Origin of the sequence: Arthrobacter globiformis, from assembly GCF_003261175.1 — a bacterium.
In the GTDB taxonomy this organism is placed as follows: domain Bacteria; phylum Actinomycetota; class Actinomycetes; order Actinomycetales; family Micrococcaceae; genus Arthrobacter; species Arthrobacter globiformis_A.
The window spans coordinates 119,340-133,140 of sequence record NZ_QLNP01000105.1 but is presented as its reverse complement, the minus strand read 5'-3'; the positions used below and the strand labels follow the sequence as shown (position 1 = coordinate 133,140).

At 65.2% G+C, this 13,801-nt stretch carries 9 protein-coding genes; 3 read left to right on the top strand and 6 right to left on the bottom strand.

What is annotated here, in order from left to right:
- Positions 1-84: 84 nt before the first annotated feature.
- From DBZ45_RS21380 to DBZ45_RS21365, 4 genes are read right to left on the bottom strand one after another with little or no spacing between them, the layout of a single operon-like run.
- Positions 85-1,554, bottom strand: coding sequence for a sensor histidine kinase (locus DBZ45_RS21380; RefSeq protein ID WP_111905820.1), 1,470 nt, complete (start codon positions 1,552-1,554; stop codon positions 85-87).
- 34 nt (positions 1,555-1,588) lie between these two features.
- Positions 1,589-6,442 (bottom strand): NAD-glutamate dehydrogenase, encoded by a 4,854-nt coding sequence (locus DBZ45_RS21375; protein ID WP_111905819.1) that lies wholly within the window; start codon positions 6,440-6,442, stop codon positions 1,589-1,591.
- A gap of 59 nt (positions 6,443-6,501) precedes the next feature.
- Positions 6,502-7,830, bottom strand: a complete 1,329-nt coding sequence (locus tag DBZ45_RS21370) for an AAA family ATPase (protein WP_111905818.1) — start codon at positions 7,828-7,830, stop codon at positions 6,502-6,504.
- On the bottom strand, positions 7,827-8,471 hold the full coding sequence (locus DBZ45_RS21365; protein ID WP_111905817.1) for a hypothetical protein: 645 nt from the start codon (positions 8,469-8,471) through the stop codon (positions 7,827-7,829). The genes DBZ45_RS21370 and DBZ45_RS21365 overlap by 4 nt, the downstream gene beginning before the upstream one ends.
- A 153-nt stretch (positions 8,472-8,624) precedes the next feature.
- On the opposite strand from DBZ45_RS21365, the gene DBZ45_RS21360 reads away from it, so the two are divergent.
- Positions 8,625-8,840, top strand: coding sequence for a helix-turn-helix domain-containing protein (locus tag DBZ45_RS21360; protein ID WP_043419585.1), 216 nt, complete (start codon positions 8,625-8,627; stop codon positions 8,838-8,840).
- 47 nt (positions 8,841-8,887) lie between these two features.
- Here the strand turns inward: DBZ45_RS21360 and DBZ45_RS21355 are convergent, their stop codons facing one another.
- A complete protein-coding gene (locus DBZ45_RS21355) occupies positions 8,888-9,457 on the bottom strand; it encodes a hypothetical protein (protein WP_111905816.1) in 570 nt (189 codons plus the stop codon).
- A gap of 159 nt (positions 9,458-9,616) precedes the next feature.
- Here DBZ45_RS21355 and DBZ45_RS21350 point away from each other — a divergent pair, with 159 nt between their 5' ends.
- Both DBZ45_RS21350 and DBZ45_RS21345 read left to right on the top strand, forming a co-directional pair.
- The gene (locus tag DBZ45_RS21350) at positions 9,617-10,411 is read left to right on the top strand and encodes a LysM peptidoglycan-binding domain-containing protein (RefSeq protein WP_146617550.1); all 795 of its coding nucleotides are present in this window, start codon (positions 9,617-9,619) and stop codon (positions 10,409-10,411) included.
- 94 nt (positions 10,412-10,505) lie between these two features.
- Positions 10,506-10,934: an Rv3235 family protein gene (locus DBZ45_RS21345; RefSeq protein ID WP_223257209.1), complete on the top strand. Its 429-nt coding sequence runs from the start codon at positions 10,506-10,508 to the stop codon at positions 10,932-10,934.
- Positions 10,935-10,991: 57 nt separating this feature from the next.
- On the opposite strand, the gene secA is transcribed toward DBZ45_RS21345, so the two are convergent.
- On the bottom strand, positions 10,992-13,724 hold the full coding sequence (gene secA / locus DBZ45_RS21340) for a preprotein translocase subunit SecA (protein ID WP_111905814.1): 2,733 nt from the start codon (positions 13,722-13,724) through the stop codon (positions 10,992-10,994).
- Between the last annotated feature and the right edge of the window lie 77 nt (positions 13,725-13,801).

The window sequence follows — 13,801 nt, the reverse complement described above, 5'->3', positions numbered from 1 at the left end:
GCAGCGACTGCACCCGAGCAAAAGCTCCACAAGAAAAGGCGACGGCCGCGGACCCTATGGTCCGCGGCCGTCGCCTTTGTCGTGCTAGCGGTTTGCCAGACTCAGGACAATCTGCACCGCCGTGCCGCCGCCCTCGCGGGGCTGCCACTGGATGGTACCGCCAAGCTCGCTCGTGACCAGCGTCCGGACAATCTGCAGCCCGAGGCCCTCCACATGGGGCGTCTCCGGAAGGCCCACGCCATCGTCCGCCACAGTGACGGTGAGCAGTTCCTCATCGTCGTCGCCAGCTGAACGGTCGGCCAGCAACCACACCGTGCCGGTGCGTCCCTCCAGTCCGTGCTCGACGGCATTGGTGACGAGTTCGTTGATCACCAGCGCCAGCGGCGTCGCGAAGTCGCTGGGAAGCTCACCGAACAACCCTGACCGCTGCGTCCGGACTTGCTGGGATGGTGAAGCCACTTCCGCGGAAAGGCGGAACTGGCGTCCGATCAGTTCATCAAAATCGACGCTTTGGGTCAGCCCCTGCGAGAGCGTTTCGTGCACCAGCGCAATTGTTGCCACGCGCCGCATGGCCTGTTCCAGCCCCTGCTTTGCCTCGTCACTGACCATTCGACGGGACTGCATGCGCAGCAGCGCGGCAACGGTCTGCAGGTTGTTCTTGACCCGGTGGTGGATTTCACGGATCGTGGCATCCTTCGTGACCAGCTCCATCTCGCGGCGCCGCAGCTCGGACACGTCACGACAGAGGACCAGCGCACCGAAACGCTGCTGCTCGTCGCGGAGCGGGATGGCGCGCAGCGACAGGCTGACGCCGCGGGATTCAATCTCGCTTCGCCACGGCATCCGCCCTGTGACTACAAGAGGCAGCGTCTCGTCCACCATGCGGCGGTCCTTCAGCAGGCCCGCGGTGACTTCAGCCAGCGAGCGCCCTTCGAGGGATTCGCCGTCGCCGAGGCGCCGGAACGCCGAGACCCCGTTCGGGCTGGCGTACTGCACGATGCCCTCTGCGTCGAGGCGGATCAGGCCATCACCAACGCGCGGGGCACCGCGGCGGGAGCCGGTCGGCGAGGCGAAGTCCGGCCAGAGGCCCAGTGTGCCCATGCGCAGCAGGTCATAGGCACACTGGCGGTAGGTCAGCTCCAGCCTGGACGGCATCCGCGAGCTCGAGAGGTCCATGTGTGAGGTGACCACCGCCAACGTCCGGCCGTTCCTGACCATCGGCACGGCTTCGACCCGCAGTGCCATGTCGCTGCTCCAGTTCGTCTCGCTGGAACGCTCAATGGTGCGGCTCTCCCACGCCTTGTCCACCAGCGGCTGCAGGTCCGAGCGGATGCCCTCCCCGACGAAGTCGGCGTGGAACACCGTATGCGTCGTGGAGGGCCTCACATGTGCCAAGGCAACGTAGCCGTGCTCCGGGTGGGGAAACCACAGGGCCAGGTCGGCAAACGCAAGATCGGCCACCATCTGCCAGTCGCCCACCAGGAGGTGCAGCCACTCGGCATCCCCCGGCCCAAAATCAGCGTGCTCCCTGATGGGGTCCGTAAAGATTGCCACTGCACCTCCAGTTTTTCGACGGCGGGACCTTGTCCTAGCGTCGGACGATTGACCTCAAGAGCCTCAATGCTACCGAGAGCGAGGCCATGTCGTCCGCTTCGAGGGCGTTGACCTCATCGAACATGCTCTTCGCCCGGCCCAAATGTTCCGCGTTCAGCTGCTCCCAGGCCCTAAGCCTGTCCTCGGCCGGCGACCCTTCGTCGGTCGAGTCCAGGACCGCCGTGGTCATGTCTGAGACGGTCGAGTAGAGGTCATCGCGCAGAGCTGCACGGGCCAGGGCCTGCCAGCGGTCCGCCCGGGGCAGGGAACTGATCCGCTCCAGCAGGGAGTCCACGTGGAACCGGTTGAACACCGTGTAGTAGACGTTGGCGATGTCCTCCACCGGCTCCTTGCGGCTGTGCGCGATTTTTGCGATGTCAAGCAGGACGAAGCTCTCGAACAGCTCTGCCCAGCGGTGGCCCAGGTCCTCGGGCACGCCCCACGACCGCGCCTTCTCAAGCCAAGAGGCAACGCGCTCGCGGTCGTCACCGCGCAGGTAGTCCAACAGCCGGGCCCGCATGGGTTCCATTGGCGGCTGGAACTCGGCGACGATGTCGGCGATGGGCCGCGACGCGCTGCCCTGGGCAAGGACCCAGCGCACCGAACGGTCCAGCAGCCGACGGACATCGAGGTGGACGGCGCTCCAGTGCTCAGTGGGGAACGAGGCGGGCAGGTCGTTGAGTTCGGACACCATGACGTCGAGCTCGTAGATTTCCCGCAGTGCCACGAACGCCTTGGCCACAGCCACCTCGCTCGCCGAGGTCTCCTCCATGGTCCGGAAGGCAAAGGTGATGCCGCCCAGATTGATCATGTCGTTGGCCACGACCGTTGCGATGATTTCCCGTCGCAGCGGATGGGTGTCCAGTTCGGCGTCGAATCTCTCCCGAAGCTGCACCGGGAAGTACTGCCGGAGCGTCGTGCGGAACCACGGGTCGTCGGCCAGGTCGCTGTCGCGCAGGGCCGTCGCCAGTTCGATCTTGGCGTAGGCGGCCAGCACGGACAGTTCCGGTGAGGTGAGGCCCTGCCCCTGCTCGAGCCGTTCGCGCAGGGCAGCGGTGGACGGCAGCGCCTCCAGGTCCCGGTTCAGGTCCGCCGTCTTCTCCAGCCAGTCCATCAGCCGCTCGTAGCTCGGGCTCCACTCCGCGACCTTCTGGCGGTCATTCAGGAGCAGGATGTTCTGGTCGATGTTGTCTTCCAGGACCAGCCGGCCCACTTCGTCGGTCATCGCCGCGAGGAAGTCCGAGCGCTCGGCGGCGTCGAGCTTGCCGGCAGCCACCATCCGGTCCACGAAGATCTTGATGTTGACCTCATGGTCAGAGCAGTCGACGCCGGCGGAGTTGTCGATGGCATCGGTGTTCAGGATGACGCCCTGCAGCGCCGCTTCGATACGGCCGCGCTGCGTCATGCCGAGGTTTCCGCCCTCGCCCACGACCTTGACCCGAAGGTCGCGGCCATCTACCCGGATGGCATCGTTGGACTTGTCGCCCACCATGGCGTGCGTCTCGGAACTGGCCTTCACGTAGGTGCCGATGCCGCCGTTGTAGAGCAGGTCGGCGGGTGCGAGCAGGATGGCGCGCAGGAGTTCGGGCGGGCTGAGCTGTGTCGTGTCCTCCGGCAAGCCCAGCGCGGAGCGGACCTGGGTCGAGACCGGAATCGACTTGGCCTGCCTCGGGTAGACACCGCCGCCTTCGCTGATCAGGCTCTTGTCGTAGTCGTCCCAGGACGACCGGGGCAGCTCAAACAGCCGCTGGCGTTCCGTGTAGGAGGTTGCCTCGTCCGGGTTCGGATCGAGGAAAATGTGCCGGTGGTCGAAGGCCGCGAGCAGCCGGATGTGCTTGGACAGGAGCATACCGTTGCCGAAGACGTCCCCGGACATGTCGCCGACACCGACCACGGTGAAGGGCTCGGACTGGGTGTCCAGGTCCAGCTCGCTGAAGTGCCGCTTGACCGACTCCCAGGCACCCCGGGCCGTGATGCCCATGGCCTTGTGGTCATACCCCACCGAACCGCCGGAGGCGAAGGCGTCGCCCAGCCAGAATCCGTAGTCGGCGGCCAGTCCGTTAGCAATGTCAGAAAAGGACGCCGTGCCCTTGTCCGCCGCGACCACCAGGTAGGAGTCGTCACCGTCGTGCCGTACAACGCTCGACGGCGGGACGAGCCGTTCGCCGTCGGCTTCCGTGACGAGGTTGTCCGTGATGTCCAGCAGTCCGCGGATGAACGTCTTGTAGCTTTCGACGCCCTCTGCCATCCAGGCCGACCTGTCCTTGGCGGGATCCGGCAGCCGCTTGGCGAAGAACCCGCCCTTTGCGCCCGTTGGAACGATGACGGCATTCTTAACCGTCTGCGCCTTGACCAGACCCAGGATTTCCGTTCGGAAGTCTTCCCGGCGGTCCGACCAGCGGAGCCCGCCGCGGGCCACCTTGCCGAAGCGCAGGTGAACGCCCTCGACCCGCGGGGAGTAGACCCAGATTTCGAACATGGGCCGAGGGAAGGGCAGCCCTTCGATGGTCGAGGGGTTGAGCTTGAAGCTCAGGTGCGGCTTGTCCTGGTAGAAGTTGGTGCGCAGCGTTGATTCGATCAGGTTCGTGAACGTCCGCACCACGCGGTCGGCGTCCAGGGTAGCGACATCGTCGATGGACGTCGCCAGCTGGGCGCGGACGGTTGCCTGCTTCTGCGCCCGCTCGGCCTCGGGCAGGCTGGGGTCGAAGCGTGCCTCGAACAGGGCAATGAGTCCGCGGGTGACCTCCGGATTGGCCAGCAGGGTATCGGCCATGAACTCAAACGAGTTGGTGTTTCCCATTTGCCGCATGTACTTGGCGTAGGCCCGCAGCACGATAACCTGGCGCCACGTCATGCCCTCGCGGAGCACCAGCCGGTCAAAACTGTCGGATTCGACACCGCCGGAAACCGCCGCCCCGAAGGAATCCGCCAGCAGCCGGCCCGTGGACACCGGGTCCACTCCGGCCGGGTACTTCAGTCCGAGGTCGTAGAGGAAGAAGTCCCGCCGGTCGGCAGTCTCGATCTCGAACGGCCGCTCGTCCAGCACCTCCAGCCCCAGGTTGTGGAAATAGGGAAGGATCTGGCTCAGGCTCTTCGGCTCCAGCATGTACAGCTTGACCCTGGCGTCCTCCTCGAGGGTGGCACCGGCGCCTTCGGGAAGATAGACATGGACTCCCGGCCGTTCCTGCCGGGCGCCAACAGTTCTCTCCGCTTCGGCCCCGTACTCTTCAAACCGGGCGATGTCCTCGAGGGCATCTTCTATCTCGTAGTCGACGCGGTAGCCCGCCGGGAAAGCCTCGGCCCAGATGGCCGCCAGTTCATTGGCGCCGTCGTCAGAGCTCCGCTCGCGGAGCACCTCGGCGATCCCTTCACTCCAGGACCGGGCAGCACGGACGAGCCTCTTTTCCAGCGCATCGGTGTTGACGTGGCTGACGTCCTCGCCCTTGGGCAGGCGGATGCGGAAGAACAGGCGGGCGAGGGCGGATTCGGTCATCCTCGCCTCAAAGTCAATGGACTCCGCGTGGAACGTCTCGCGGAGTTCCTGTTCGATCCTCAGCCGGACGTTCGTGGTGTACCTGTCACGAGGGAGGTAGACGACGGCGGACATGAACCGTCCGTAGATATCCGGCCGCAGGAACAGACGGGTCCGGCGCCGTTCCTGCAGCCGCTGGATTCCCGCTGCCGTCGCGGCGAGATCGGGAATTTCAATCTGGAAGAGCTCGTCGCGCGGGTACGTTTCCAAGATGCCCAGCAGGTCCTTCCCGGAATGCGAGTCCGGCGGAAAACCGGCACCGCGCAGCACAGCCTCGACCTTTTCCCGGACAATCGGGATATTGCGCACCGAGTCCGTGTAGGCGCTGGTGGCAAACAGTCCGATGAACCGCTGCTCGCCGTTGACGTTCCCGGCGGCATCGAAGCTTTTCACGCCGACGTAGTCCAGGTATGCAGGCCGGTGCACTGTTGAGCGGGAATTGGCCTTGGTGATGACCAGAGCGCGCTTTTCGCGGGCCTTGCGCCTGCCCGCGTCGGTGAGATGCTGCACCTGATGGGTATCGTGGTGCGCCCGCAGCAGGCCCAGGCCGCTGCCCTCGCGCAGTTCCAGGACATCCTCGCCTTCTTCGTTGACCAGGTCATATTCCCGGTAGCCGAGGAAGGTGAAGTTGCCCTCGTCGAGCCAGCGAAGCAAGTCCTGGGCCTGGCGCAGCTCTGCGATCTGAGCCGAGTGCGCCACCTTGTCCAGGTCCTGGGCGATCTGCAGCGCCTTGTTGCGCATTTTGGGCCAGTCTTCGACGGCGGCCCGGACGTCTCCGAGGACGCGTTCCAGCCCTTCCTGCAGCCGGTCAGCGGCTTCGTCACTGGCGCGGCCGATCTCAACGGCAATCCAGGATTCCATGTGGGACGCGTTGTCGCCCTGTGCGATCAGGTGGGACAGGACGGGCAGCGCCGCTGTGTCGCCGCTGGAGAGGCCGATGCTGGACGGGATCCTGTCCACCTTGACGAGTTCGTTGGTTTCGCGGTTGCGCGTGACCACGAACATGGGGTGCTGAACGAGGTGGATGGCCGAATTCTGCCGGACCAGCTCGGCGTTAACTGAATCCACCAGGAAAGGCATGTCGTCGGTGACGATGTACACAACGCTGCGGTCGCCCTCCGGAACGATCGAGATGTTGGCACTCCCCGGCCGGCGTTCAAACCCGACGGCGCGGTGGGTCTCAGCCCGTGCTGTCAGCAGCTCGTGCGGATAAGCGCGCGCGTCCTCCTCCGCCAGATGCTCGTAGTAGTCCTCAAAGAAGCCTTCTTCGGCTCCGACTGAACGGGACTGATCCTCCACGCTGGACCCAGACGACATCGACACACGCCTCCATCAAAACAGTTCGCGGCTGCTTCCTTGCAGCCCTCACCGTGAGCCTAGCCCGTCAGCCTGCGCCTTGCTGTGGAGGAGAACACAGAGGATCGGCGTTTTTGCTGGACAGGTGCACAAACCAATTCCGCAATCGCCGAACGAAGTCGGGAGTCCGGAGCCGATTCCAGCAACAACGAACCGGATTGCAGCGCTGCGTCTGTTGCACCAGGGTCCCACGGAAGGAAGGCTTTAATGCTCGCCGACGGGCCAAACCGGTCCCACGCCTCGCGGAGCTGACGTTCCGGTGAGCGGCCCACAGCCGAGGCCCGCACTTTGTTTAGCACCACCTCGGGGCGCACCCCCGGCACTGCACCTTCGAGCTCCGCCAGCCCCCTGACCATGCGGGGAACACCGACCGGGTCTGCAGCGCCAACCGCGATCACGGTATCGGCCAGCTCCAGGCTCCTGAGCGTCGCGGCGTTGCGTCGCGGTGCCATCGTGTCGAAACTCAGCTCTTCGTCGGCCTCAAGGCAGAAGCCGGCGTCGACCACGATGAAGTCGGCCACTTCCCGCGCCCGGTCCAGAACCAGCGCCAGCGCGGCCGCCCGCAGCTCGGTCCAGCGGTCGGCCCGCGTAATTCCGGTCAGAACCCGGAAAGTCCCGGATGTGGCAGTAACCGGTACGGCGACACGGAGCAGTGCTTCCCTGTCCAGGAGGCCCTGGTCGGCCAGCCGGCAGGCCTGCGCCAGACCCGCCGCGTCGTCGAGCAGCCCGAGGACGCCCGCGACACTGGCCCCGTAGCTGTCGGCGTCGACCAGCAGGACGGACTTGCCTTCCGCAGCCAGCTCCCCCGCGACGTTGACGGCAACCAGTGTTCTGCCGGGTGCACCGGCCGGCCCCCACACCGCCAGAACCCTGCCGGTTCCGACAGGAACCGGCTCCGATTCGGCGTCGTCAGCCTCCGGGCGCAGGGCCGCACCGGCATCCGCGAAACCCGTGCTGTAACCGGGACCGCCGCCGGGAGTCAGCCCTGCCGGGCTCGAGCTCGCGTGCCTGCCTACGGCGTCGGCAATGCTCTCCGCCAGGGCTGTGGATTCAACGGTCAGAGGCGCCGCGGTGACTCCGATCCCGCGGAGCCTCAATCGCTCCTCAGGGCTGTCGGTCAGGGCAATGATCACTACGCCTACTGCGGCGAGCCTGTCCACCAGCGATGCAGTCAGGTCCTGACTTCCCTCGGCTACAACAGCTGCCCGGGCGAGCCCGCTCTGGCAGGCAGCCAGCAGTTCTGCGAGTTCCGCGCAGCGCCGGACTACTGTGACGGGACCGTGGAGCCGCTCCAGTCCGCCCACCAGATCTTCCTGCGACTCGCCGACGGTGACAACCGGAATACTCACTTGGCGGCCCCGCCGGGATTCCACACTACGGAGATTTTGGCTTCGTTCGCCTGCGCGCCGAGGAGGGAGGCCATCTGCTCGTTTCCCACCAGAACCATCAGGACCGTCGATTTCGAAGCGCCAAGGGCGGTGGATCCTTGTGAGACCTCTGCGATCTCTGCGCCCGGGAGCAGCAGCTTCGGTTCGGCAAAACCGTTCCGGGCGTCGGGCATGGAGACCCAGACGTCAACCCGGGTGCCCGCAACGGCCTGCTCCGGCAAGGCCTCCTGAACCGTGACGGCCACGGGTTTCCGGTCCAGTGCGTCGACACTGCCCAGGCTTTCACGGGGAACCAACTGGTCCTTGGCAATCCGCTGGACCGCCACCTGGCCATCGGGAACGCCAGACGCCGCTGTGACATAGTGCGCTTCGACGTCGCCCAGGCGCACCTTCACGCGGCCGATGTTTTCAGGGGTGAGTTTCTGACCGACTGCGATCGCCTCACGGGCGGCGAACACCTCTGTGGTCCGATCCGCGCTGCCGACGAGTGCAACGACTCCGACAACGGAGGCGAGGACAAGGAGCACGCCCACCAGAAGCCTCGGGTCCTTCCAGGAAGGCTTCTTCAGCCGGGCTCCGGTCGCCGCCGTGCTTCCACTCATGCGTACTGCTCCCCCTTGGCGCCTGGGCGCTTCAATCGCGCCGGTCATGATCATTGTTACGGCATGCCTGCCCAATCGGAAAGGTATTCAGGCAAACAACATCAAACTGTGGATAACGGCATCATCCGCGACCAGCGGTGGCACAATTGGACTATGCCCCGATTCCTTACGCTTGCAGATGTAGCCGAGCAGCTTCAGATCAATGCGCCGGCAGCGTATGCCCTCGTCCGCAGCGGCGAACTGAAGGCGATCCAGGTGGGTGGCCGCGGCCAGTGGCGGGTTGAGGAGAAGATGCTCGAGCAGTACATCGAAGAGCGGTATGCCGAGGCAAGCCGCATGATTCAAGAGGCCAAGTCCAAGTCGGTTTGAGCACGGGCGGTTTCCGGGCTGGACGCTTCGTTCCCTGCCTGGGGCGGTCAGAGCTCCCCTCCGCGCCGTGACCGGAGCGCGCTCAGGGCCCGAAACGGAACCGTTGCCACATCGGCAACCCGGCCAGCCCTCCGCGCTTCTCCCGGCAGCGTCATGGCGAGGTCAAAAAAGTCCCGCCCCACCCTGTCAATCACACCCGAGAGCTGCACATCCGGTGTCCGGCCCGCCATCAGGACGGTGAGTTCTGCCCTGTCCCGCGCCAACCCCCGCAGCGCGCTGGCCAGGCCGAGTCTCCGTCGCACGGCGGACCCCTCGCCCACGGCGAACCGTCCGAGTCCCGTGTAGTGGGCCACGGCGGCATAAGGAACCAGCACCTGGTGCGCCGCCTCGTCGATGACCAGGCTCTCGGATCCGGCGTGGCTGAGGGTGCCGGCGAAGACCGGTCCCGCACTGAGATGGATACCAATGCGGCAGCCCAACGATCCTCGCAGCCTGTCATCGAGCGCAATAGCAGCCGTGTCTGCCCGGGAGCGCTCGGCAATCTCGGACTCCAGGCCCAGGACCCCGGCCTCTGCTAGCTGCATCTCAAGATCCTGAAAGAGTGCATTCCATCGCATGGCGACAGCGTAGGCGCGCCAGCGAGGGCGGTCAATTAATCCACAAACTTTTCTTTCTCCATAGACAAAGGAGATACCCCTGCCCCAAACTTGCTCTACCGGTACTAAATGCATCAAAGCACATCAAACTACATCAAATCGCTTTTTCTGGGGGAAGTCATGGCGGTAGAGGTACAGCGCCCGGTGAGGGCAGAAGCCGCCTTGGCGGCCGTCATCCTGGGGCTCGGAGTCTTTCTCGCTTACACCGGGGCCGGGATCGTCGACCAATGGAGGCGGTCCACTGCACACCAGGAGGCTTTGCACTTCGACGACCTGATTGGCTTGCTGGCCCTCGCCGCCGGGCTGACAGTCATAGCCTGGTGGCTGCTGTCGCTGGCTACGGCATTTGCATCGGCACTCCTGGAGCGGACAGGGCACCAGGCCGCCGCCCGCGCCACGGGGCGATGCACCCCTGTCTTCATGCGCAGGCTGGCGATGGCCGCAGTGGGTGCGCAGCTTCTCGGCGCACCGCTCGCCCACGCGGATGCCTTGCCCGCAGGAGCCCTTTCCTCAAACAGCGGATCGTCCCTGTCCGCAGCGTGGGCGCCCCTGGCTGACGGGCGGCCGGACCTGCCCGCCGGCCGCTCCGCAGGATTCGGGCTCACGCAGAGATCCGTCGTGGAGGGTAGCGAACTCCAGCCTCAGTGGAAACCGCGTGTCCCGGTTGTGGAACCCGGCCTCGTCACCCCACTGCCCGCCAGGGCAGCGGCTGAGCCGGCCAGCGCCCGCTGCGAGGTACCCGTCCGGGCCGGAGAATCACTGTGGACCATCGCCGCGCGCGAGCTGGGACCCGGCGCTTCCGACGTGGATATAGCAGCCCGCTGGCCGCTCTGGTACCAGGCAAACCGGAATGTCATCGGAGCCGATCCCAATGTCCTTCTCCCGGGCCAGCTCCTCAGCCCTCCGCCGCCGTAAGCGGCATTGGCATGTTTTCCTTTCGCGCCATCCACCCCGCGGCGGCCGCAACTCCCGCGGCCTTCCCAAGCCAGCCTCTACCGAAGGACCGATCATGACTGCAGTAACCCCGATACGGCGTGCAGGAAGCGCTGTTCTTGAGTCCGTCCCGGCCGCTGCTCCCGGGCCCGGAGACGAGGCGCGCGAGATATGCGCCATCACCAGGGCAACAGTCCAGGCCGCCGTTGAAGTTCTGGCGGGAACAAGGCCAATCCACCAGCTCGCACGGCGGCTGGACCAGCGCTGCCTCACCGTGCTCCAGCACAGGGCCGCCCTCACCCGGCGGGTGGCTGCCCGGGCTCCCCGGAAAATGGGGCTGCTCCACCGCAACGCCTCAGTCCGCTCGGTCCGCGCCTGTGAGGTGACGCCGGACGTGTATGAGGCCAGCGCGGTGGTGATCGATGAACTGCGGGTCCGCGCAGTCGCCGTCCGGCTGGAACGCAGCAAGAACGTCTGGCGCGTCACCGCACTGGAGATTGGCTAACGCGAAAAGGAAGGGACCGGAGCTCCTGCTCCGGTCCCTTCCTGCCTTATCGTCTGGCTAGCGCTTTTTCTTCTTCCCGTCGCGCCGGTCCTGGGAAGCAGCCTTGGCCGGGTTGCCCGAGCGGCCCGCAGCCCGGCCCTCGATCCGGGTCTCGGCTCCGCCGTCCTCCCGGGGCGCGGTGTACTGCAGCTGGGCGGGCTTCTCCGGCGCTTCAAGACCGGCGGCGCGGATCTGCGGCTCGTGGTGTTCGGTGTGGCCGCCCGCGGCGTCGGCAACCACGACGTCCTCGGCCGGGGTGACTTCCACTTCGAGGTTGAAGAGGAAACCGACGCTCTCCTCCCGGATGGCTTCCATCATGGACTGGAACATCGTGAAACCTTCACGCTGGTACTCCACCAGCGGATCACGCTGGGCCATGGCTCGCAGGCCAATGCCCTCCTTGAGGTAGTCCATCTCGTACAGGTGTTCCTGCCACTTCCGCCCGATGACGGAGAGCACAACACGCCGCTCGAGTTCGCGCATGCTCTCGGAGCCGATGGCTTCCTCGCGTGCCTGATACACCAGCTTGGCGTCAGACATGATTTCTTCCTTCAGGAACTCCACGGTGATGCGCGACTTGCCGCCTGCCTCGTCGATGACATCGTGCGGCGTTACGGTGACGGGGTAAAGCGTCTTGAGGTTGGTCCAGAGCTGGTCGAAGTCCCAGTCGTCGCCGTTGCCCTCGGCGGTTGCTTCGTCAATCAGAGCGTTGATGGTGTCTTCCAGGAAGAACTGCACCTTCTCGTGGAGATCGTCGCCTTCCAGAATCCGGCGGCGGTCGCCGTAGATGGCTTCGCGCTGGCGGTTGAGGACGTCGTCGTACTTGAGGACGTTCTTGCGCTGTTCGGCGTTGCGGCCTTCAACCTGCCCTTGGGCCGAAGCGATGGCACGTGAGACCAGCTTGGACTCCAGCGCCACGTCGTCCGGGACGGAGCTGTTCATCAGCCGTTCTGCTGCACCCGAGTTGAACAGGCGCATGAGGTCGTCGGTCAGCGACAGGTAGAAGCGGGACTCGCCAGGGTCGCCCTGGCGACCCGAGCGGCCGCGGAGCTGGTTGTCGATCCGGCGGGATTCGTGGCGCTCAGTTCCCAGCACGTACAGGCCGCCCAGGCCCAGGACTTCCTCGTGCTCGTCCTTGACGGCCTTCTTCGACGCCTCCAGCGCACCGGGCCAGGCTGCCTCGTACTCGTCGGAGTTTTCTTCCGGGTCGAGTCCCCGCTGGGCTAGTTCGGCGATGGCGGTGAACTCGGCGTTGCCGCCCAGCATGATGTCCGTGCCGCGGCCGGCCATGTTGGTGGCCACGGTGACCGCGCCCTTGCGTCCCGCCTGGGCCACGATCGCGGCTTCACGGGCGTGGTTCTTGGCGTTGAGCACCTCGTGCCGGATGCCCTCCTTCGCGAGGAGGCGCGAGAGGTACTCGCTCTTTTCGACGCTGGTGGTGCCCACCAGGACCGGCTGGCCTTTCTCGTGGCGTTCGGCGATGTCCCGGACGACGGCCTCGAACTTGACGACTTCGTTCTTGTACACCAGGTCGGACTGGTCGATCCGCTGCATGTCGCGGTTCGTGGGGATGGCCACCACCCCAAGCTTGTACGTGCTCATGAATTCGGCGGCTTCGGTCTCGGCCGTACCGGTCATGCCGGAGAGCTTGTCGTACATGCGGAAGTAGTTCTGCAGCGTCACCGTCGCAAGGGTCTGGTTCTCCGCCTTGATCTCGACGCCCTCTTTGGCCTCGATCGCCTGGTGCATGCCCTCGTTGTAGCGGCGGCCGGCGAGGATACGGCCCGTGTGCTCATCAACGATGAGGACCTCGCCGTCGAGGATGACGTAGTCCTTGTCCCGCTTGAACAACTCCTTGGCCTTGATGGCGTTGTTGAGGAAGCCGATCAGGGGCGTGTTGGCGGATTCGTAGAGGTTCTGGATGCCGAGGTAGTCCTCAACCTTTTCGATGCCGCTTTCAAGCACGCCGACGGTGCGCTTCTTCTCGTCGACCTCGTAGTCCTTCTCCGGCTGCAGGCGCAGGACAACCTTGGCGAACTCGCTGTACCAGCGGTTGGTGTCGCCCTGTGCCGGGCCGGAAATGATCAGCGGCGTACGGGCCTCGTCGATGAGGATCGAGTCGACTTCATCGACGATCGCAAAGTGGTGTCCGCGCTGCACGAGTTCGGTCTTGTCCCAGGCCATGTTGTCGCGGAGGTAGTCGAAGCCGAATTCGTTGTTGGTGCCGTAGGTGATGTCGGCAGCGTACTGCTCGCGGCGGACGGACGGGTCCTGGTTGGCGAGGATGCAGCCGCTGGTGAGCCCCAGGAATCGGTAGACACGGCCCATGAGTTCGGACTGGTATTCCGCCAGGTAGTCGTTCACCGTGACGACGTGCACGCCATTTCCGGTAAGGGCGTTGAGGTAGGCCGGAGCAGTGGCCACCAGCGTCTTGCCTTCACCGGTCTTCATTTCGGCGATGTTGCCCAGGTGCAGGGCAGCGCCACCCATGAGCTGGACGTCGAAGTGCCGCATGCCGAGTGTCCGGGATGACGCCTCACGCACCGCGGCAAAGGCCTCCGGCAGGAGGTCGTCGAGCTTCTCGCCGTCCTGGTGGCGCGCCCGGAGCCGGTCTGTTTCTTCACGCAGTTCCGCATCCGTGAAGGTTTGGAATGAGTCTTCAAGCGCGTTGATGGAATCAGCATAGTTCCGCAGTTGCCTCAGGAGCTTTTTGTCACCTGTGCGGAGAATTTTTTCGATTAGTGATGCCACGTGAAGTTGCTCCCAGTCTCATGCTGCCGAATTCTGGCGTGATTTAGTCTACGGGAGAGACACACGGCACGTTGCCC

Bases quoted from the DNA above. Each gene is read 5' to 3' on its own strand.
- DBZ45_RS21375 (WP_111905819.1), bottom strand. From the start codon at position 6,442: ATGTCGTCTGGGTCCAGCGTGGAGGATCAGTCCCGTTCAGTCGGAGCC.
- DBZ45_RS21365 (WP_111905817.1), bottom strand. From the start codon at position 8,471: ATGAGTGGAAGCACGGCGGCGACCGGAGCCCGGCTGAAGAAGCCTTCC.
- DBZ45_RS21360 (WP_043419585.1), top strand. From the start codon at position 8,625: ATGCCCCGATTCCTTACGCTTGCAGATGTAGCCGAGCAGCTTCAGATC.
- DBZ45_RS21355 (WP_111905816.1), bottom strand. From the start codon at position 9,457: ATGCGATGGAATGCACTCTTTCAGGATCTTGAGATGCAGCTAGCAGAG.
- DBZ45_RS21350 (WP_146617550.1), top strand. From the start codon at position 9,617: ATGGCGGTAGAGGTACAGCGCCCGGTGAGGGCAGAAGCCGCCTTGGCG.
- DBZ45_RS21345 (WP_223257209.1), top strand. From the start codon at position 10,506: ATGACTGCAGTAACCCCGATACGGCGTGCAGGAAGCGCTGTTCTTGAG.